The organism is Bartonella tribocorum (assembly GCF_002777915.1).
Taxonomy (GTDB): domain Bacteria; phylum Pseudomonadota; class Alphaproteobacteria; order Rhizobiales; family Rhizobiaceae; genus Bartonella; species Bartonella tribocorum_A.
Window position 1 is genome coordinate 93,661 of record NZ_NJGE01000004.1, and the last position, 21,885, is coordinate 115,545.

Sequence of the window (21,885 nt, forward strand, 5' to 3'; positions counted from 1 at the left end):
GGATCTCATAACTATGCACCAGAATCCCATTCATTTTACCTCAACACGTATCGATAACAGTTGCCCTATTATCTTGGTAAACCAAAGAAATCTTGCCAACTTATCACTTGATGCCTCAACAACAGCATGGATAAAAGTGAATGACTTTACTGGAAAAGCAGGACAAACACTCTTTGTTCCTCACGAAACAGGCCATTTAAAAAAAGTTTTATTTGGAATTGGCAACGGTAATGATCCCTTTATTACAGGACTGCTTGCTCAAAAACTTCCTGCTGGTCAATGGCATTTAGAAGGTGAAACCTCTGATGAAATAAATGCCTATCTTGGATTGGCTCTGGGAAGCTATCAATTTAATCGCTATCGTCAAAACTCTTCTTTTAAGTCATTATCTATCCATGTCAATAAGGCTGTTGATCTTAATGAGCTCCAACGCATTTATGAAGCTGTCTTCTTCGTCCGTGATCTCATCAATATTCCAGCCAATGATATGACCCCTGATACTCTCGAAGTAGAAGCACGAAAATTAGGAAAAACATACGGTGCTCATGTCCAAACTATTTGTGGAGATGATCTCTTAACCCATAATTTTCCGATGATTCATGCCGTAGGAAGAGCAGGCAGTACTGCACCAAGACTGATTGAGTTACACTGGGGGCAAGAACATCATCCTAAAATAACGTTGGTAGGCAAAGGCGTAACTTTTGATACAGGAGGACTGGATATTAAATCAGCCAATAACATGTTGCTTATGAAAAAAGACATGGGAGGTGGAGCAAACGTTTTGGGATTGGCTAAACTTATCATGGATGCAAAATTACCTTTCCGTCTACGTGTTTTGATTCCAGCTGTAGAAAATGCAATTTCTGCGAATGCTTATCGACCAGGTGATATTCTCAAAAGTCGTAAAGGTTTAAGTGTTGAAGTGGGTAATACAGATGCTGAAGGACGACTTGTCCTTGCTGATGCACTTGCCTATGGTGATGAAGAAAGTCCAAAATTCATGCTTTGCATGGCTACTTTAACAGGAGCAGCACGTATAGCATTAGGACCAGATCTTCCTGCATTTTATTGTAATGATTCAATATGGGCACAACAAATTTCTGAATCGGCTCACGCTGTTTTTGATCCTCTTTGGCAAATGCCCCTTTGGAAACCTTACCAAGAGATGTTATCATCACCAATTGCTGATCTTAATAATGTAACTGGAAATAGCTTTGCTGGCTCTATAACGGCTGCTTTATTTCTTAATTCTTTTGTTGAAAAAGCTGAACATTTTGCGCATTTTGACCTTTATGGATGGGTTCCAAAAGAAAAACCAGGATACCCTATTGGGGGATCAGCTCAAACTATTCGTGCCCTTTATAATATTTTTAAAAAATGAAATTTGACACAAAATATCCACAAAGATGAACGATTTTATTGGTTCAGAAGAATTTTCTTATCATCTTAAATTATGCTCTGTGCTTTAATTTAAAAAGATGAGGTGTTCTGTTTGTGCTGTCGTCATGAATCTATTTAAAGATACAATGAAAGGTAAATAAATGATCTCTAAAGATCCCAGATTACATGCATTCCGAGAAGATCTAGCAGATCAACGTCTTGAAACAGAAATTAAAGCACAGCGCTTTGTGCAAGGTGAAAAAAGACGTGTTAATGTACCTGTTGCTGGACTGTTTAAAGAAAACAATAAAAAAAGCGAAATGCAGACAGAGTGCTTATTCGGGGAAGAACTTCTTATTTTTGAACATGGAGAAACGATGTCATGGGGACAATCTCTTAAAGATGATTATGTTGGCTATATTGATACAACAGCGCTTTGTATATCAACTGTCAAACAAACACATGTCGTTTCAGTGCCACGTACTTTTCAATATTTTCAAGCTGATTTGCATGGACCAATGGAATATCCTTTATCCATGGGAAGTAAGGTAAGTGTCGTTGATGAAGTTGAAGTCCGTGAAACCATGTATTCTATACTTGAAAACGGAAAAGCAATCATTAGTAATCACCTTAGTCCCATTGAAAATGTGTATAAAGATTATGTCACTGTTGCTGAAATGTTTATCCGCACACCTTACCTTTGGGGTGGAGCCAGTGGCTTTGGAATTGATTGCTCAGGACTCATCCAACTTTCTATGATAATGACTGGTCAGAGGGTTTTACGTGATACTGATATGCAGCAGAAAACTATCGGAAATCCTCTCTCAGATAGTGATAAACTTCAACGAGGTGATCTGATTTTTTGGCAAGGTCATGCTGCCATTATGATTGACCATGAAAATATCATTCATGCAAATGGCTTCTCTATGGACGTTACGATCGAACCGCTAGAGGGAGTCATTACACGTATTGCTCAAACATATCAACGATATCCCATCGCAAAACGTCGTCCAACTCAATAAACTTAATAGAGCCCCCTCTAAAGACAATTCATTGACTGTTTTTATTATATCGTAAATTGGTTTATAGGGTAATTAGTTATCATTTTCCCGGAGAAAAATTTTTAAATATCGTAAAATTTTCTCACTTCAAGTTTGATGTTGAATTAATAAAAATATCTGTCTGTGCATCACAAGCAGGTGTGATGTGTGAATAAAATGATTAAGAAAAGAATACCTCTTATGAATGCTCTCTAATGCCAAGGTCTATCGTAAAATCGGGGCTGAAAAAATATATGATGGTGCCCATTTGCCCTTTTATTAAGCGTAAAGAGGATGACGTGCAGTAGATTTTATATTATTTCCATAGAGGCTTTAACATTGTACCTTTCACAAAAAAACAACGCGAAAGGGGCTTAGTGCGTTCGAGAAATGTATCTTTTAACATACCTGTGTATTGGCAATACAATGATTTTCAGTATTACCTAAAGAACCTGCCTTCCTTGACCAAAAGACATATCTTAAGGTATCTCATAAAACACTCTTACGTTATTTGTATTTTTCATTCATATTACTTAGAGAGATTTTTCTTCATCTCTCATATGATAAAACGTATATTATATCCCCCTAATCAGTCCTCTTTTCATGTTTTTTATATTTAATCATTAGTCGAGAGAATCAAGAGAAAAAAGACAATTTATGATTATAAAATAATATGTTATTATACTAAATATATTATGATGACGTTTAAATTATTGGTCATGTAAAATAATCTCTCATAACAAGCTCAAAATATTCTCTTCTAAAGAGTCTTTCGAAATTTTTCCTATTATCGATATCCCATGAAATAAATACCCCTGACATCTCTCAGCGTTCCTAAGCCTAACTCACAACAACACGCGTAAAAAGTATAAATCAATTATCTACCATCATTTTATGCTTGTGAAACATGCAAAAGGCATGATTTTGATTGATTGAGGATAAACAGACTTTAAATAGAAGGATTTTACGAGACTGGACTCTCTCACTTAATAATTATCAATCAATACCTATATTTAAACAATATTGTCTTCTTACACCCCATTAGAGAAGATGATTTTTTAACACCTGAACCAATGGTTTATCAGCATCAGGCATAGGATATTTATCAAGATCATTAATAAAAATCCATTCTAAATTTTGCCCCTCTCGTCCTTGCGCAACTCCCTCATAATGCTTACAAAGATACAGCGGCATTAAAAGATGAAATGTTGCATAGCTATGGCTCGCAAACGTTAAAGGGTGTAAATTATTTGCCTGAACATATACACCAAGCTCTTCTTCTAATTCACGAATCAATGAGATTTCTGGAGTTTCACCTTGCTCAACCTTTCCACCAGGAAACTCCCATAAACCAGCCAACGATTTTCCTTCAGGACGCTCGGTAAGCAAAACACGATTATTTTGATCTAACAATGCGCAGGCAACAACAAGAAGAAGGGGATTTTTTATACACATATCGCTCTCCAATGAGAATATAACAGTCTCTGTATCATATTCCCTTACCTCAAAAAGAATTCATATATCTCATTCTCTTTTTTTAATAATAGGCCATAAATATAGAATAAAGCGTGCATCCATTAACTTCTGTAATCACTATTGATCATAACGTACTCTTTTGTTAAGTCGCAAGACCAAACCGTTGCCTCACCAGCGCCCAAACCGATATCAACACGAATTGCAATGTGTTTACCTTGCATATAAGAACTTATTGCCTCTTCACAATACGCAGGATCTCGTTCGCCATTCACTGCCACTCGATATTCACCAAACCAAATCATCAACAAATCACGATCAACTTCAACACCTGCCTTCCCAACCGCCATAACGACTCGCCCCCAATTTGCATCTTCACCGGCAATAGCCGTTTTTACAAGTGGTGAATTTGCAATTGATAAAGCAATCGTTTTGGCTGCATTGTCTGTTGTAGCACCACTCACATTCACCTCAATTAAATGACGCGCACCTTCACCATCACACACAACTTGAAGTGCAAGTTCATGCAAAAGTGCATGCAAGTGCTTTGAGAATACCTCATAACGTGGATCAGCTCTCTGCGTAAGGAGAGGAAAGCTTTCTTTTCCTGTCGCAAACAACATAAGCGTATCTGAAGTTGAGGTATCATTATCGACAGTAATCGAATTGAAAGACCCCTGAACAGCTTCTGATAACATGGATTGAAGCATATCCGAAGAAATCGTCGCATCACTGACCACAAATGAGAGCATTGTTGCCATATCGGGTGCAATCATACCAGCACCTTTTGCAATTCCATGAATGGTAACAGTCTCTCCCCCGCAATCAAAAGTGCGCGTAGCAAGTTTTGGAAATGTGTCCGTTGTCATTATGGCTCTTGCAGCTTCCAACCAATTTCCCTCTTCTGCTGTCTCTGCCATACTTGGTAAAAGATTTACAATACCCGATGCATCCATTGGCTCGCCAATAACACCCGTAGAAGCTATAAAAATTTCATTTTCTCTAACCTTTAAAGTGTTCGCTGCTGCACAGATGATTTCATTGGTTGTGTGCTTTCCTTTTCTTCCTGTAAAAGCATTGGCATTTCCAGAATTCACAACAACACCCCTCGCAACCCTATGGGGAAGCGATGCACGACAATGCTCTACAGGGGCAGATGGACATTTTGAACGTGTAAAAACACCTGCAACACTTACTGGTTTATCGAATACAATGAAAAGGAGATCTGTACGATCCTTATATTTAATTCCAGCTTTAGCTGTTGCTATCCGTACACCAGATAATGGAGAAAGTTCTTGGATATTTTGGGGCATCAAAGGAGATATTTTTAAAACCACAATATGCTTTCTATAAAAAATGCTTTCTATAAAAACAAATAAAACGATTACAGCTTAAGAGCCTCTTAATAGAAAACTGCTAGGTTTTTTTGAAAAAACAAACCTAGCAAACGATCTATTTAAAGAGGCTACCTACTTATTTTTCCTCGTTATTCCGTATCTTCTTCATCGGATGTCTCATCGGGTAGCAACGTCCCATTTTGATTAAGCGATTCCATGATTTTTGTAACATTAGGATCAGGATATTTCACATCTATCTTGCTCCGCAAATCAACAATGAGTTCTTGATAGCGCTTTTTTATCAACTGTGTACGCAACATCTCTTTAACATCATCAAATGCAGGAGGTTGTTTTACACGACGATCTTCTAATTTTATAATATGCCAACCAAAAGGACTTTCAACGGGTTGTTTCGTGTATTCGCCAACTTTCAAACCAAATGCTGCATCTTCAAAAGGCTTGACCATTTGACCATGGCTAAAATAACCAAGATCACCCCCAACAGCAGCGGAACCATCTGTTGAGCTTTTCTTTGCAATCTCTTCAAAATTTTCGCCTTTATTTAAATGCTTAATGATAGATTCTGCTTCTTTTCTGGTTTTGACCAAAATATGACGGGCTTTAACTTCATCCTCTTTAGGTAAAGCAGCAATTTCTTGCTTGTAAAGAGCTTCCAAATCAGCATCCGATATTTTGTCAACAATCGCCTGTTTAAAATAAAGTTGTTGAAGTACATTGTCACGCATAACTGCCATACGTTTATCGTAAGCTTCCGTCTTATCAAGACCTTTGCTTCTTGCTTCTTTTGAAAGTGCCTGCATATCCAAATAAGCCTTTAAGACCATAATACGGCGTTGTTCATCAGGAAAGCGTGCTAAATTAGGATTTATTTCAAGCGCTAACTCATCCAATTGGCCTGCTGTAATATTCTTCCCATCAATAACGGCCATAACATGAGATGGAGAAACAGCTTTTTCAGAAGTTTTCTCCAAAGCCTTTAAATCATTCGACGATGAATTCAAATTTTCTTGGGCTCTCACCCCTAAACTTGTACTTGCCAATAAAGTTGATGCTAAAATCAGCGTGATAAAGTTAAATTTCATAAATATACTCCTTAAAATGCAAGGCAGGTTCAAGATTCCAATTTTCTTTACCATAACACTTTAACCTTTAAACATAGAGAAATAAATGAGTAATTTATTTTAAAAAGTGCAAAATCATCCTTTTATCTTAGTTCCTCCAACCCTATCTAATGCTAATGAAAAACATGATAATAGAGAAAAATGGCATATTGTATCTTAAAATACTTTGTATTGTATCCATTAAATAACATACCTAAAGTTGACATAGCGCCCTTCGCCTCTTATCTCTACTTTACAATTTAAAGTGAAAAATTGCACACCGGCAAGTATAATGGTACCATCTGCACTTCATGATATCAGAAAACTTAAAGAAAATGTGGAGCATGGGAGAGCATATGAATTTCCCAACAAGAGTGACAACAATTAAAAGAAAGGGCCAGAGATGGTCAGTCTAGGTGTTTTTGCACGTAAACTTTTTGGTTCAGCTCATGAGAGACGTCTCAAGGCACTCCGCCAAAAAGTTGCACAAATTAATGCTTTGGAAGAACAGTTCGTAAAATTAAGTGATGAACAGCTTTGCCAAAAAACAGATGCTTTTCGTAAACGCCTTAGTGAAGGTGAAAGTGTTGATGTACTCTTACCGGAAGCATTCGCAACGGTTCGTGAAGCCGCAAAACGTGTTTATGATATGCGTCCTTTTGACGTACAGCTTATTGGTGGGATGGTTCTTCACGACTGTGGTATCGCTGAAATGCGTACAGGTGAAGGTAAAACATTAATGGCAACCCTGCCAATTTATCTCAACGCATTAGAAGGTAAAGGCGTTCATGTTGTAACAGTAAACGATTATCTCGCCAGTCGTGATGCTGAAACAATGGGAAAAATTTTTAGTTTTCTAGGGCTTACAACGGGTGTGATTCTTCATGATCTTGATAGCGATGCCCGCCGAGAAGCCTATGCATGTGACATCACCTATGCAACAAATAATGAACTAGGTTTTGATTATTTGCGCGATAATATGGCTTTCGATCATAATCAAATGGTTCAACGAGGACATCATTACGCAATTGTCGATGAAGTGGATTCTATCCTCATTGATGAAGCGCGTACTCCCCTTATTATTTCTGGTCCTCTAGAAGATCGTACTGACTTTTATAACCTTATTGATACATTTATTCCTGCTTTAATTCCAGAAGACTATGAAATAGATGAAAAACAAAAGACAACGACCTTTACTGAAGTTGGTACTGAAAAAATTGAAAAAATGCTTGAACAGGCAGGGTATCTTAAAGGTGAAAGTCTTTATGACATAGAAAATGTCGCTATCGTTCATCATGTTAATAATGCTCTAAAAGCCCATAAACTTTTTGTTCGCGATAAAGATTATATTGTGCGCAATGATGAAATTGTTATCATTGACGAATTTACAGGCCGAATGATGCCTGGACGTCGTTATTCTGAAGGACTTCATCAAGCCTTAGAAGCTAAAGAGCGTGTTGCTATCCAACCAGAAAATCAGACACTTGCTTCCATCACTTTCCAAAATTATTTCCGTATGTATAGAAAACTATCTGGAATGACTGGAACTGCAACAACAGAAGCCGAAGAATTCAGAAATATTTATGGTCTTGACGTTGTCGAAGTTCCTACCAATTTACCCGTACAACGTCTTGACGAAGATGATGAAATTTACCGAACAGCAGAAGAGAAATATCGGGCAATTGTGCGTGATATCCGTCAAGCGCACGAAAAAAAACAGCCTATTCTTGTTGGCACAACCTCTATTGAAAAGTCAGAACAATTGGCAGAGCGTTTACGAAAAGAAGGCATTACCGATTTTAGAGTTTTAAATGCTCGCTATCACGAGCAAGAAGCATACATCATTGCACAAGCAGGCGTTCCTGGAGCTCTCACCATCGCAACCAACATGGCAGGACGCGGTACGGATATACAGCTTGGTGGTAATGTTGACATGCGTATCCGACAAGAATTACAGGATATCCCCGAAGGACCAGAGCGAACGGCTAAAATTGAAGAAATCAAAAAAGATGTCAAACAACTTAAAGAAAAAGCTTTAGCGGCTGGAGGGCTTTACGTTATCGCGACTGAACGTCATGAAAGCCGCCGTATTGATAACCAGCTTCGTGGACGTTCTGGGCGTCAAGGCGATCCCGGTCGCTCAAAGTTCTTTCTTTCTCTTCAAGATGATCTTATGCGTATCTTCGGTTCCAACCGTATGGATAGTATGCTGCAAAAACTTGGATTGAAAGAAAATGAGGCTATTATCCATCCGTGGATTAATAAAGCCCTTGAAAAAGCACAAAAAAAGGTCGAAGCACGGAACTTTGAAATTCGTAAAAATCTGCTAAAATATGATGATGTCATGAATGATCAACGCAAGGTTATTTTTGAACAGCGTATGGAGGTCATGAATGCAGATGATTTATCAGAAATGATCCATGAAATGCGCAATGAAGTCGTGGAAGATCTTGTAGAGACTTATATTCCCTCTGGAACATATTCTGAAAAATGGGATGTAAAAGCTCTCGAAGAGGAACTTAAACAACTCTTTAATCTTGAGCTTCCTGTGGAAGAATGGGCAAAAGAAGATGGAATTGCCGAGGAACAAATTTTAGAGCGTATCTTGGATGCTGTTACAAAACTTGAAAATGAGCGTACTGAACGCTACTCTCCAGAGGTTATGGCTTATTTTCACAAAGCAGTATTGCTCGAAACTATTGACACGCTATGGCGTGAAAATCTGGTTAGTTTAGACCATTTGCGTTCTGTTGTTGGTTTTCGTGGTTACGCACAGCGAGATCCACTCAATGAGTATAAGACAGAATCTTTTGAACTCTTTCAAAGTATGTTGAGAAATTTGCGCCGAATTGTTATTTCTAAACTTATGCGCTTTGAAATTATTCAACAACCTACCGAGCCATCCATGCCTGAACAAACTGGTGCTGATTCTTCTGTTTTTAATGATCAAAATCAAGAAAATGGTCCACCCTTATGGGCACGATCACAAGAAAATAGGTTTGTTAATCCAAAAGACCGTGACCCCAACGATGTAACCACATGGGGAAAAGTTGGACGCAATGAACGTTGTCCTTGCGGTTCAGAGAAAAAATACAAACATTGTCATGGTGCCTTTGTTTGAAAAGCAAACAATGAAGATGAATAAAAAGCGAAACTATGAGCAAGAATTGCGCACAGCTGGTTTAAGAGTAACGCGCCAACGGCGTGTTATTCTTGATATTTTGGCTGATACAAATGATCATCCTAATGCATTTGAGATTTTTGAGCGTGCAAATAAGATAGATTCGAGTATTTCACTCTCAACGGTTTATCGAACTATGAAAACATTGGAAGGAAATGGAAAAATTCACCGTCATACCTTTGGTGGTGGCCCATCTCGTTTTGAGCAAGCAGATGGGCAACATCATGATCATCTCATTGATATAGAAACAGGACAAGTTATCGAATTTCATTCGGATGTTATTGAAAAATTGCAAGAGGAAATTGCAAAATCCCTTGGCTATGATATTATTCATCATCGTCTTGAACTTTATGGAAAAAAAAACTCTTAAAAAGATGATATGCCATGAGATGAAGATATCTCAGACAGTTGCATTTTATAAAAATTTACCTTGAAAATAGAATAGTTTTCATTGGCAAAAAAGCTTTTCTGCTTTATTACCGCTTTTTGTATGATGCTATAGGGTCATTCATTGCCAGTGTGATAACAAAAAAGCATTGCAATAAAATATTTGTAAAAAATTGTATTATGAAAAATTAGGCCAATATTATCATGGTTTCTTTGCCACAAGATCGCATAAAACAGCTTGAAAAGCGCTTTGAAATAATTGAAAGCCAAATGACGACCAATCCAAATGCTGAAACATACGTGAAATTAGCTTCTGAATACGCAGAGTTACAACCCGTTATTGCCTCTATACGCGCATTAAATGCTTTTTACGGAGAGATTACAGAATTAGAAACGATTATCAACGATAAACAAACAGATATAGAAATGCGTAATCTTGCTCAAGAAGAGCTACCGTCATTACATAAAAAAGTAGAGCAACTTGAAAAAGAACTCCAAATTCTGCTTTTGCCTAAAGATGTAGCAGATGAAAAAAGCGCTATTGTTGAGATTCGAGCAGGAACGGGTGGATCAGAAGCAGCACTTTTTTCTGGTGATCTTTTCCGCATGTATGAACGTTATGCCCATGCTCACCATTGGAAAGTAGAGGTTATTTCACTCAGTGAGGGGGAAGTTGGGGGATATAAAGAGATTATTGCTACCATCTCAGGAAAAGGTGTCTTTTCTAAATTAAAATACGAATCAGGTGTCCATCGTGTGCAACGTATCCCTGAAACAGAGACTGGAGGACGTATCCATACATCAGCAGCAACCGTTGCCGTGCTTCCAGAGGCTGAAGAAATTGATATCGATATTCGTCCTGAAGATATTCGTATCGATACAATGCGTGCATCTGGAGCAGGAGGACAGCATGTCAATACAACAGATTCAGCTGTTCGTATCACGCATATCCCAACAGGAATCATGGTCGTGCAAGCAGAAAAATCACAACACCAAAACCGTGCACGAGCTCTTCAAATTTTAAGGGCACGCTTATTCGATATCGAACGACAAAAGGTAGAAAGTGAACGTTCAGCTTCTCGTAAAAGCCAAGTTGGCTCTGGTGATCGTTCAGAACGTATTCGTACCTATAATTTTCCACAAGGACGTGTCACTGATCACCGTATTAATCTAACCCTGTACAAGCTTGATCGCATTTTAGAAGGAGATCTTGATGAGATTATTCATGCACTCATTTCAGATCACCAAACAGCACTCCTGATGGAAATGGATAATAATTGAGTAAATATTCTTTCAAAAATGTCATTCAACAAACGCAAGAAAAATTGCGCACGAAAGGAATTTCTGAAGCCCATCTCGATGCGAAAATACTTGTCGAATGGATAACAGGGATCAATGCTGCGATAAGAATTTCTAACCCAGATATGCATCTGTCTTCTGAGCACATTATACAAATAGAACAAGCTGTACAACGGCGTATCGCGGGAGAACCGATCTACCGTATTATAGGAGCACGAGAATTTTATGGCATATCTTTCGCGTTGTCTCAAGAGACATTAGAGCCCCGTCCGGATACAGAAACGCTCATCGATCTTGTTCTCCCTTTCCTCAAAAAACAGGTCGAAAATTCCAGAAAAACAACACTTCTTGATATGGGAACAGGAAGTGGCGCCATTGCTATTGCTATTCTTAAACAAATTCCTCAATCCTCTGCAGTGGCGGTCGATATTTCTGAAGATGCCCTTAAAACAGCTACAAAAAATGCAAAAAATGCTGAAGTCATACATCGCTTCACACCTCTTCTTAGCGATTGGTTTGATTCTGTCTCAGATCGCTTTGATTTCATTGTGTCTAATCCTCCCTATATTCCCGCAAAAGATATCAAAAAACTTGCAAAAGAAGTGCGCTTATATGATCCATTGCGTGCTCTTATCGGGGGAAAAGATGGGCTTGATTTTTATCGAAAGCTTGCCCATGAAGCAGCCAACTACTTAAAAGAAAACAGCTATGTTGCTGTTGAAATCGGTTACTCTCAAGAAAAAGAAGTCTGCGATTTGTTTGAAAAAAATGGTTTTAAATGTTTAGAAATGCGCAAAGATCTAAGCGGGATCCCCCGCGCACTTCTGTTTGCATGCAAGCATTAAAATTCCCAATCATCATCTGTAGTCGCAACCGCCTTGCCGATAACATAGGAAGAACCAGCCCCTGAAAAAAAGTCATGATTTTCATCAGAGTTTGGTGATAAAGCTGCTAAAATCGCAGGATTAACACGACAAACCTCAGGAGGGAAAAGAGCTTCAAAACCCAAATTCATTAAAGCCTTGTTGGCATTATAATGAAGAAAAATTTTCACATCTTCCGTCAATCCAAGCGCATCATAAAGATCTTCGGTATATTTGCACTCGATGTTATAAAGGTCAAAGAGCAAATTAAAAGCAAAATCTTTAATTTCTTGTCTTTTGGCTTCCTCAAGCTTTGCGTAGCCCAATTGGAATTTATACCCTATATAATAACCATGGACTGCTTCATCACGAATGATTAGTCGAATGAGATCTGCTGTATTGGTCAACTTAGCGCGACTAGCCCAATACATGGGCAAATAAAAACCAGAATAAAATAAAAAGCTTTCTAGCAAAGTCGAGGCAATTTTCTTCTTGAGTGGATCGTTTGCTTCATAACGCTCAAGGACTAATCGAGCCTTTTTCTGTAAATGACTATTTTCTTCTGACCATCTAAATGCATCATCAACTTCTACCGTCGAGCAAAGGGTTGAAAAAATAGAGGAATAAGAACGTGCATGAACCGCTTCCATGAACGCAATATTCGTCAAAACAGCCTCCTCATGCTCTGTTATCGCATCAGCAAGCAATGAAATAGCTCCTACCGTATTTTGAATCGTATCTAGAAGTGTTAATCCCGTAAAAACACGAATCGTCAATTTACGTTCCTCATCCGTTAAGCTTGACCATGAGGGAATGTCATTGGAAAGTGGAACCTTCTCAGGCAGCCAAAAATTCCCAGTTAAGCGGTTCCATACTTCAAGATCTTTCTCATCGTGTAATCTATTCCAATTAACAGCAGACACAATAGGATTTTTGGTTGTAATCTTTGTCATATGATGACCTCCTATAAACTGCACGAAACACAGCCATCGACTTCTGTTCCACTCAATGCAACTTGTCGCAGTCGCACATAGTAAATACTCTTTATCCCCTTTTTCCAAGCATAAATTTGTGCGCGGTTAATATCACGTGTGGTAGCGGTATCCGGAAAAAATAGTGTTAATGAAAGACCTTGATCAACATGCTGTGTCGCAGCAGCATAGGTATCTATAATTTTTTCAGGACCAATCTCATAAGCATCTTGGTAAAAATTTAAATTCGTATTATCCATATAAGGAGCAGGATAATAAACGCGCCCAATTTTTCCCTCTTTGCGAATTTCAATTTTTGAAGCAATTGGATGAATAGAAGAAGTGGCATGATTAATATAGGAAATAGATCCCGTAGGGGGAACAGCCTGTAAATTGCGGTTATAAAGCCCATACTCAATAACGTCTTTCTTGAGTTCCTGCCAATCCTTTTGATCTGGGATAACAATATTATTCCGTGCAAAAAGCTCTTGTACAAGTGCAAATTGCGGTTTCCATTCTTTTTCAATATATTTTTCGAAAAAACGTCCATCTGCATAAGCTGATTTTTCAAACCCTGCAAACATTTCTTGACGTTCGCGCGCAATTAAATTGGAAACTCGTATGGCATGATATGTCACAATATAAAAATAAATATTAGTAAAATCAATCGCTTCTGGAGACCCATAATAGATCTGCTCACGGGCTAAAAACCCATGCAAATTCATCTGTCCCAAACCAATCGCATGACTTTCAGCATTGCCTTTCGCAATGGACGGAACGCAAGCAATATTACTCATATCCGAAACCGCAGTAAGGGCGCGAACAGCAGATTCCACCGTCTGTCCGAAATCAGGACTTTCCATGGCTTTGGCAATATTCATTGATCCAAGATTACAGGATATATCACTTCCAATCGTGCGATAGGTTAAATCCGTCTCCAGTTCACTCGCCTCACTTACCTGCAAAATTTCTGAACATAAATTGCTCATACTTATGCGCCCAGCAATCGGATTGGATCGATTAGCAGTGTCCTCAAATAAAATATAAGGATAACCAGACTCAAATTGAATTTCCGCTAATGTCTGAAAAAAAACGCGTGCACTTATTTTCTTCTTACGAATCTTTGCATTATCAACAAAAGAGCGATAATGCTCTGTTAAAGAAATATCGCTAAAGGGTTTACCTGTCACACGCTCAATATCATAGGATGAGAAAAGATACATATCCTCATTATTCCGTGCAAGCTCAAAAGTAATATCAGGAATAACCACCCCAAGCGAAAGCGTTTTTATTCTGACTTTTTCATCAGCATTTTCACGCTTTGTATCCAAAAACTTCATAATATCTAAATGATGTGCATGCAAATAAACAGCTCCAGCCCCTTGTCGAGCCCCAAGCTGATTGGCATAAGAAAAAGAATCTTCCAAAAGTTTCATCACCGGTAAAACGCCGGATGATTGATTTTCTATTTGCTTAATCGGCGCTCCAGCCTCCCGCAAATTTGTTAAACAAAGTGCCACACCTCCACCACGTTTTGAAAGCTGCAAAGCCGAATTAACCGCACGACCGATCGATTCCATATTATCTTCAACACGGAGCAAAAAACACGAAACCAATTCACCACGTTGTTTTTTGCCAGCATTTAAAAATGTTGGCGTTGCTGGTTGAAAACGCCCTGTAATAATCTCATCCACAAAACTTTCAGCAAGAGCTTTATTCCCTTGTGCCAAATATAAGGCCACAAGACAAATACGATCTTCATAACGTTCAAGATAACGCTTCCCATCAAAAGTCTTTAGTGTATAGCTGGTATAGTACTTAAATGCGCCTAGAAAGGTAGGAAAACGAAATTTAAATGCATAAGCGCGTTTAAAAAGCTTTTTAATGAAAGAAAAGTCATAAAGCTCAAATAAGGCTTTTTCATAATAACCTTCTTCTATTAAGTAATCTATTTTTTCCTTCAGGTTATGAAAAAAAACTGTATTTTGATTAACATGCTGAAGAAAATATTGCCGTGCAGCAAGCCGATCCATATCAAATTGGATATGACCATTTTCATCATAAAGATTAAGCATTGCATTCAGCGCATGATAATCCGTAATCTGATCGGATTTCTGCGACTGTTCTATCCCAATTGTTTCCAAAATCTTTCCAATCCCTTTTTTACACAAATAACGTCTTCATCAGTGCCACGTAGCTCAAAACGATAAAGGCAAGGTACACAACATTTTTCAGCAATGATCTTACTGGCTAAATTATAATAGCGCCCAAAATTGCGATTCCCATTGCCAATGACGCCACGAATTAACTTGCGATTCTCAGCTTCATTAAGAAAACGAATAACAGCTTTCGGTACCGCCCCTCTTCCTTCTCCATCTGCATAGGTAGGAACAACCAGTACATAAGGTTCACCAACGAATGCAGAGGGATTTCTTTTATCAATTTTGAAGAGTCGTTGACCAAGCTGCAAGACAAAATGTTCTGTATTACCCGTTGCACTCGAATAATAAACAATGAGCCCCATTAAGCACAGAGGCCACTAATCATATCTGGTCTAAAACCAGACCAATGATTCTCACCACAAACAACGACAGGAACCTGACGATACCCCAGAGATTGAACAAAACTGTATGCTTGTTCATCACAGGAAATATCAACAACACGATAATGAATGCCTTTTGCATCAAAAGCACGGCGTGTAGCATCACATTGAACACAAGATGGTTTGCTATAAATAGTGATCGACATTTTCTTCAACTTTCACAATTCAAAACAATCAACCCTACCTAAGAGAGTTAATCTAATAATTTTATAGGTACTCAAGAATAACAAACAACAGAAATTGTACGCAAAACGCGCGATTATTTTCAAACAGCACACAGCTTCTTGAAAATAACGGAATCTCTCATCAAATAACTTCAAAGAATATGATGAGAATAAGCGATTATTCTACAACTTAAATGGAGTTCCCTAGTCATAAAACAACCTTTTGCTTGGCAAACAATTCCCTCCTGCTGTCTAAAAAACTAACGTTCTAAACCACCGTTTTCAAGAGTTCTGTTTTACTCTTTTACGGCAAAAATCAATTACAAAAATGAAAAGAAATTCTTCCAAAAGAGATAGCTCAGCAAGAATATCATTATATCCTTGCTCAACAAACTTTTACGATAACGTTGGAAATAACTTAGATACCAAACGAAACACACTAACACCCTCTCTTGTGCTTATTTAGAATCACCAATCATTTTGACACTATATATAGTATATACTCTCTCTCTTTCGTCAAGAAAAATTCGACCATTATTTTGAATTGTCCACGATCTTCCCACTAAAATACTCAACACACAAAATTATGTAATAATATAACATTTTATTGACAAACGTTATATTATTACATAGTTATCCAAGATAATAAGCAAAGATGGTATACGTTATGGATCTGCATTTTAAAAAGACAACATTAGGCTATGGGAATAGGATAGCGATCAAGGGCTTTTCAGCAAAGTTAAAAGCAGGTTCCTTGATCGCAATAACGGGTGATAACGGTGCTGGAAAATCAACATTGCTCAAAGCCATCGCCGGATTGATAAAACCTCTTAAAGGGAAAATTACAAAACCTAAAAAAAGCCGCATTGCTTATCTTGCTCAGCAATGTGATATAGACCAAACATTTCCAATTGATGTAAAAACACTTGTAAAAACAGGATTATGGTCTTTTTGTGGATTGTGGAAAAATCAGCGTCCTTATGATTCTAAGATTCAGAACGCACTTGAAATGGTCGGCCTCACAGCACTTGCCAACCGTTCGCTTGAAACATTATCAGGTGGGCAATTACAACGCGCCCTTTTTGCACGTATCATTGTACAAGATGCCGATATTATCTTGCTTGACGAACCTTTCAATGGTATCGACCGTAATACTCAAAAAGACCTTCTTGCACTGATCACGTACTGGCAACAGCAAGGACGTACAGTTCTCACAGCACTCCATGACCCTTTCGTCGTGCAAGAATTTTTTCCTCAAATGATTCAAATTAATCAACAAAACGCCTTTTATGGAGAAACAACACAGTTTCTCGACAACACCATTCACAACGTTATACCTTCCCTCTTCTCAAACTCTTTGTGTATTCGTACACCAAAACAGCACCCTCCTATTAATGATTCTCTCTTTATCAGGTTATAAGACGTGTATGCATTTTTTCTTGCCCCTTTTGTTGATTTCCACTTCATGCAGAATGCCCTTATCGGCTCTATTCTGCTCTCTATTAGCGCTTGTCCTGTTGGTGTATTTTTGATGCTCCGTGGAATGAGTTTGACAGGAGATGCTATTTCTCATGCTATTCTTCCTGGTGTTGCAACTGCTTTTCTCATTTGCGGCTTCTCTCTTATATCTATGACACTTGGGGGTATTTTTGCTGGTATTATTGTTGCTTTAGCAACCGTTTTAATTTCACGAAATAGCTTTCAGAAAGAAGATGCATCCATGACCGTCTTTTATCTTATTGCACTTGCAGCAGGCGTCATTATTATCTCACTGAAAGATTCAACCATTGAACTGCTTCATCTCTTATTTGGATCGGTTCTTGCAATTGATACGCAAGCTCTTTGGTTGATCTCTATCATAATGCTGATCACACTCTGCTGCCTTTTTGTTTTTTGGCGTGCGCTTGTTTTAGAAAGTTTTGATCCCCTCTTTTTTAAATCACTTTCTCCATTGAGTAAATATATTCATATCTCATTGCTTGGACTTGTCGTATTGAATCTGGTTGGAGGCTTTCAATCCCTAGGAACATTACTTTCCGTTGGCATTATGATGATTCCAGCGATTGCAGCTCGTTTTTGGTTTTCACGCTTAGGCCCTATTTGTGTGCTTTCCACTCTTTTGGGTATCATTTCTAGCGTATGTGGTCTTCTGCTTTCTTTTCATCTCTCACTGCCCTCTGGCCCTGCTATCATCATTGCCGCAGGATTTATTTACCTTATTTCCTGCCTAATAAGTCCACGCGGTTTTATTGTAACATGGTTTCCCCATCTCTTTTATACGTCCTCAATTTAAGGAAAAAATTATGTCTAAATTTACTCAAAAATTTGTTCTGCTTAGTGCTTTATTATTTGCCTTTTCTCCCTTTTCTGCTTCTGCGCACAATAAAATAAAAGTTGTTGCAAGCTTTTCTATTCTTGCAGATCTCGTAAAAAATGTAGCAGGCAACAATATCTCTATGACCACTTTTGTAGGACCCAATGCGAATACCCATACTTATGAACCCACCCCCCACGATGCTCAAGCTCTTAGAAACGCTCAGATTATTTTTATCAACGGACTTCATTTAGAGGGATTCATTGACCGCCTCATCACAGCAAGCGGTACAAAAGCACTTCTTGTCGAGGTTAGCGCTAATATTCCTCCCCTCGAAATGAAACATCAAGAACATGATGCTCATCACCACCATCACAGTATTATTGATCCGCATGCTTGGCAAACAATTCCCAATGTCGAAATCTATGTGAAGAATATCGCTGCTGCTTTTTGTAAAATTGATTCACAATCTTGTACACGCTACAATAAAAATGCCGAAACCTACATCAAAAAACTTAAAACAGCACAAGATGCCCTAAAAGCAAAAATTGCAACCATCCCTCAAGATAAACGTATTATTATCACATCTCATGATGCTTTTGGCTATTTTGCCAAAGAATATGGCTTTACTATCCTTGCGCCTCAAAGCGCTTCAACAGAAGCTGAAGCAACCGCAGCTGATGTTGCTAAACTTATCAAACAAATTAAAGCGAATAAAGCAGCAGCATTGTTCGTTGAAAATATCTCTAATCCCCGTCTCATAAAACAAATTTCAAAAGAAACAGGTTTAAAAATTGGTGGAACCCTTTATTCTGATGCATTGTCAAACGAAAATGGTCCTGCCGCAACTTATCTCGATATGATGGAGCATAATGTGAATACCATCATTAATGCCATCACTAAACATTAAAAATCTTTTTATAGAAGAAAAAAGTTCATAAAGTTACAAGCCCATGGTTATATTAAAAAATGATATGAAATAAAGTTAATTTTACAGAACAAATTTATACTCTATAGATGTTGAGATAGATAAAACCATAAGTGGATTTATCTATCTCATGTCATGGAGCTCAAACTGCAAAAATTATCATGCTCTATTTACAACGTTTCTTTTGCAATAACTCTCAATACTTGGAACAATTCATAAGAAATATTTTAAGCCCTTTCTTAAATATTTTATCCACACAGCCCTTTCCGCTTGTAACGGCAAGCGAATAATTTTGATTGCTTCAACATGGAACAGATTTGAAATGAGGAAACTTATGGTTTTCGGGATTCTCATTCAACACTCAAAATAGTGAATTATCATTATAAATCAATCTATTGTTGTTAAATAAAACGTACTTATTCTTGTACGTACTATTCAGAATAGTGTCCTGTTTTTATGGATAAAATAGATCTTTATATCACTGATCAAAGCTAAGATATGGAGTACCTAACGCCACCATTTGTGAATAATTTTTTCTCTTTATTTTTCTTATGCATTCTTTATAAAATATATAAATTATCTCATCAGAAAATAAATGATAAGATATTGTTACTCATGAATAAAACACTTTTTTTAATCAGCAAAAATATGATTAATAAATTATTGTTATTCATATTAATTGCAATGAAAAAACTTTATTATGTTTAAAAAATGATCTTCTTAAAACCGTAAAAGGATAGAATGTCTTCATATGCGTATTTCAACACGCTTGGTATCATGTGACAACGCATCATAACAAAAAATTTTAATTTTTTTGATCTCACCGGTTACACTCTGATTTTGTGAATGTAATTGAGAGAGCCAAAATATAATACTATCATAATGCAGCATAAAAAAAGTATTATCACATCAATTATAATGTTTACTTATTCCCTGTTCGCTTTCCAGTGTTTTTGTTAAACGTATGAAAATTTTGGTGAGCGACAGTGAAACTGAGTTTTTGACCATAGTCTTGTGTCAAGCGTTCTTTTATTTCAATCGTAAAAATGAGATCATTCCAACGCGTTAAGACATGGCAACCTGTTCCAATCGGCTTGATAAGCTCAATTTGTGTGTGGAAGACAGGTCCTTTATCTGGGTGTTCGCCCAATAAAATTATTTCGGGTCTGAAAGCTAAAAGATCAGTTTCTTCGCTATAGGCAAATGAATGGCCTAAATGTTGTTCTAGAACATGACGATCAAGAAAATTCATCGGTGGAGAACCGATAAAATCTGCAACAAATGTGGTTGCTGGCGTATCGTAAATTTCCATTGGTGTTCCAATTTGCTCGATAGCTCCTTTATTCAAAACGACTATTCTATCAGCTAATGTCATGGCTTCTAGTTGATCATGGGTAACATAAAGACTGGTTGTTCCTAATGAACGCTGTAGCGTTTTTATCTCAATACACATTTGCGCCCGTAATTTTGCATCAAGATTTGAAAGAGGTTCATCAAAGAGAAAAACACGGGGTTGACGTACAATCACACGTCCCATTGCAACGCGCTGGCGTTGTCCCCCTGATAACTGTCGTGGTTTACGATCAAGAAATGGTTCTATCTCCAAAAGCTTTGCCGCATGTGCGATGCGTTTTTTTATTTCTTCTTTAGGCGTTTTACGATTTTTAAGACCATATTCTAAGTTTCCACGAACTGTCATATGAGGATAAAGGGCATAATTTTGAAAAACCATAGCAATATCACGATCAGCTGGTTCACGATCATTGATACGTTCGTTATCAATACATAATTCACCTGAGGTTACTTGTTCAAGTCCTGCAATAATACGTAACAACGTTGATTTTCCGCATCCTGAAGGACCAACAAGAACAAGAAGCTCTTTATCAGCAACAGTTAAGTTTAAGTCATCAATAACCAGAATGCCGTTGTCATATCGTTTTTTTATATTTGATAACTGGATGATGGCCACAATTACTTCTCCGTTTCAATAAGACCTTTGATAAAAAGCCGCTGCATGAAGATAACAACAAGAACAGGTGGTACCATGGCAACGACCGATACTGCCATGAGGATATTCCATTGAGGATCATGTTGTAGTGATTCGACAACAAGTTGTTTTAAAATAATAAGGATCGTTTGATGATTTTGATCCGTTGTGATGATAAGAGGCCAGAGATATTGTATCCATCCATAAATAAACATAATGATAAATAAAGCAGCAATATTGCTTTTGCTGAGAGGAAGGAGAATATCCTTAAAAAACTTAAATGGTCCTGCACCATCAACACGTGCTGCCTCTAAGAGTTCATCAGGAACAGTCAAAAAAAACTGGCGAAATAAAAATGTAGCGGTTGCAGATGCAATAAGTGGGATAATCATTCCACTATAGGTGTTGATCATCCCCAATTTCGCAACAACCTCATAGGTTGGAAGAATACGAACTTCAACAGGAAGCATCAATGTAACAAAAATAAGAACAAAAGCCGTTTTTCGGAAGGGAAAACGCATGTAGACGATTGCATAAGCAGACAAAAGTGAAATAATAATTTTTCCAATACTAATTCCAAAAGCCATAATGAGTGAATTCATTAAAAGTGGCAAAAGGTTAGGTAGACCACGCTGTGAAAGGCCATTACCAAAAATCGTTTTATAATTTTCCAGAGCGTATTCCCCTGGTAAAAGAGGAAGTGTTCCTGAATTAAATGCTGCTGAACTATGAGTTGATGCAATGATCGCAACATAAACTGGAAAACAAATAATGATAATGCCAACAATGAGCGTAATATGGGTTAGAAATTTCAAAACAGGGCGATTTTCAACCATAA

The 21,885-nt window shown here is 37.7% G+C and carries 18 protein-coding genes; 9 read left to right on the forward strand and 9 right to left on the reverse strand.

Going from position 1 to position 21,885, the window contains the following annotated elements:
* Window positions 1-13 precede the first annotated feature (13 nt).
* Together CER18_RS02785 and CER18_RS02790 are read left to right on the forward strand one after the other, a co-directional pair.
* A complete protein-coding gene (locus tag CER18_RS02785; protein ID WP_100128576.1) occupies window positions 14-1,381 on the forward strand; it encodes a leucyl aminopeptidase family protein in 1,368 nt (455 codons plus the stop codon).
* Between the two features lie 160 nt (window positions 1,382-1,541).
* Window positions 1,542-2,402, forward strand: coding sequence for an NlpC/P60 family protein (locus tag CER18_RS02790; protein ID WP_100128577.1), 861 nt, complete (start codon window positions 1,542-1,544; stop codon window positions 2,400-2,402).
* Between the two features lie 1,059 nt (window positions 2,403-3,461).
* Here the strand turns inward: CER18_RS02790 and mutT are convergent.
* The 3 genes from mutT to CER18_RS02805 all read right to left on the reverse strand — a co-directional run bounded on the left by mutT (window position 3,462) and on the right by CER18_RS02805 (window position 6,333).
* Window positions 3,462-3,875 carry an 8-oxo-dGTP diphosphatase MutT gene (mutT, locus tag CER18_RS02795; protein ID WP_100128578.1) on the reverse strand — a complete coding sequence of 138 codons (414 nt, stop codon included), beginning with the start codon at window positions 3,873-3,875 and terminating at the stop codon, window positions 3,462-3,464.
* A 122-nt stretch (window positions 3,876-3,997) separates the two neighbouring features.
* Window positions 3,998-5,230: a bifunctional glutamate N-acetyltransferase/amino-acid acetyltransferase ArgJ gene (argJ, locus tag CER18_RS02800; RefSeq protein ID WP_100128579.1), complete on the reverse strand. Its 1,233-nt coding sequence runs from the start codon at window positions 5,228-5,230 to the stop codon at window positions 3,998-4,000.
* A gap of 149 nt (window positions 5,231-5,379) precedes the next feature.
* A complete protein-coding gene (locus tag CER18_RS02805) occupies window positions 5,380-6,333 on the reverse strand; it encodes a peptidylprolyl isomerase (protein WP_100128580.1) in 954 nt (317 codons plus the stop codon).
* 421 nt (window positions 6,334-6,754) lie between these two features.
* On the opposite strand from CER18_RS02805, the gene secA reads away from it, so the two are divergent.
* From secA to prmC, 4 genes are all read left to right on the forward strand, one after another.
* The gene (gene secA / locus CER18_RS02810; protein ID WP_100128581.1) at window positions 6,755-9,472 is read left to right on the forward strand and encodes a preprotein translocase subunit SecA; all 2,718 of its coding nucleotides are present in this window, start codon (window positions 6,755-6,757) and stop codon (window positions 9,470-9,472) included.
* Window positions 9,411-9,902, forward strand: a complete 492-nt coding sequence (locus CER18_RS02815; protein ID WP_100128582.1) for a Fur family transcriptional regulator — start codon at window positions 9,411-9,413, stop codon at window positions 9,900-9,902. Before secA ends, CER18_RS02815 begins: the two co-directional genes overlap by 62 nt.
* A 221-nt stretch (window positions 9,903-10,123) precedes the next feature.
* Window positions 10,124-11,200, forward strand: a complete 1,077-nt coding sequence (prfA, locus tag CER18_RS02820) for a peptide chain release factor 1 (protein ID WP_100128583.1) — start codon at window positions 10,124-10,126, stop codon at window positions 11,198-11,200.
* Window positions 11,197-12,063 carry a peptide chain release factor N(5)-glutamine methyltransferase gene (gene prmC, locus CER18_RS02825; protein WP_100128584.1) on the forward strand — a complete coding sequence of 289 codons (867 nt, stop codon included), beginning with the start codon at window positions 11,197-11,199 and terminating at the stop codon, window positions 12,061-12,063. Before prfA ends, prmC begins: the two co-directional genes overlap by 4 nt.
* Here the strand turns inward: prmC and nrdF are convergent.
* Genes nrdF through nrdH form a run of 4 tightly spaced genes read right to left on the reverse strand, consistent with a single transcriptional unit; the run spans window position 12,060 to window position 15,800 of the window.
* The gene (nrdF, locus tag CER18_RS02830; RefSeq protein WP_100128585.1) at window positions 12,060-13,034 is read right to left on the reverse strand and encodes a class 1b ribonucleoside-diphosphate reductase subunit beta; all 975 of its coding nucleotides are present in this window, start codon (window positions 13,032-13,034) and stop codon (window positions 12,060-12,062) included. The two genes, prmC and nrdF, sit on opposite strands and share 4 nt — an antisense overlap.
* An 11-nt stretch (window positions 13,035-13,045) precedes the next feature.
* The gene (gene nrdE / locus CER18_RS02835; protein ID WP_100128625.1) at window positions 13,046-15,196 is read right to left on the reverse strand and encodes a class 1b ribonucleoside-diphosphate reductase subunit alpha; all 2,151 of its coding nucleotides are present in this window, start codon (window positions 15,194-15,196) and stop codon (window positions 13,046-13,048) included.
* On the reverse strand, window positions 15,178-15,576 hold the full coding sequence (gene nrdI / locus CER18_RS02840) for a class Ib ribonucleoside-diphosphate reductase assembly flavoprotein NrdI (RefSeq protein ID WP_100128586.1): 399 nt from the start codon (window positions 15,574-15,576) through the stop codon (window positions 15,178-15,180). Before nrdI ends, nrdE begins: the two co-directional genes overlap by 19 nt.
* The gene (gene nrdH, locus CER18_RS02845) at window positions 15,576-15,800 is read right to left on the reverse strand and encodes a glutaredoxin-like protein NrdH (RefSeq protein ID WP_005774163.1); all 225 of its coding nucleotides are present in this window, start codon (window positions 15,798-15,800) and stop codon (window positions 15,576-15,578) included. Before nrdH ends, nrdI begins: the two co-directional genes overlap by 1 nt.
* Before the next feature lie 685 nt (window positions 15,801-16,485).
* On the opposite strand from nrdH, the gene CER18_RS02850 reads away from it, so the two are divergent.
* The 3 genes from CER18_RS02850 to CER18_RS02860 are packed head-to-tail and all read left to right on the forward strand — an operon-like array spanning window position 16,486 to window position 19,042.
* Window positions 16,486-17,238 carry an ABC transporter ATP-binding protein gene (locus CER18_RS02850; RefSeq protein WP_100128587.1) on the forward strand — a complete coding sequence of 251 codons (753 nt, stop codon included), beginning with the start codon at window positions 16,486-16,488 and terminating at the stop codon, window positions 17,236-17,238.
* A gap of 3 nt (window positions 17,239-17,241) precedes the next feature.
* Complete coding sequence (locus tag CER18_RS02855; protein WP_100128588.1) at window positions 17,242-18,111, forward strand: metal ABC transporter permease; 870 nt, start codon at window positions 17,242-17,244, stop codon at window positions 18,109-18,111.
* 10 nt (window positions 18,112-18,121) lie between these two features.
* A complete protein-coding gene (locus CER18_RS02860; protein ID WP_100128589.1) occupies window positions 18,122-19,042 on the forward strand; it encodes a metal ABC transporter solute-binding protein, Zn/Mn family in 921 nt (306 codons plus the stop codon).
* Between the two features lie 940 nt (window positions 19,043-19,982).
* Here CER18_RS02860 and CER18_RS02865 read toward each other — a convergent pair.
* Window positions 19,983-21,029, reverse strand: a complete 1,047-nt coding sequence (locus tag CER18_RS02865; RefSeq protein WP_100128590.1) for a sn-glycerol-3-phosphate import ATP-binding protein UgpC — start codon at window positions 21,027-21,029, stop codon at window positions 19,983-19,985.
* A 2-nt stretch (window positions 21,030-21,031) separates the two neighbouring features.
* Window positions 21,032-21,883: a sn-glycerol-3-phosphate ABC transporter permease UgpE gene (gene ugpE, locus CER18_RS02870; protein ID WP_100128591.1), complete on the reverse strand. Its 852-nt coding sequence runs from the start codon at window positions 21,881-21,883 to the stop codon at window positions 21,032-21,034.
* Window positions 21,884-21,885: the final 2 nt, after the last annotated feature.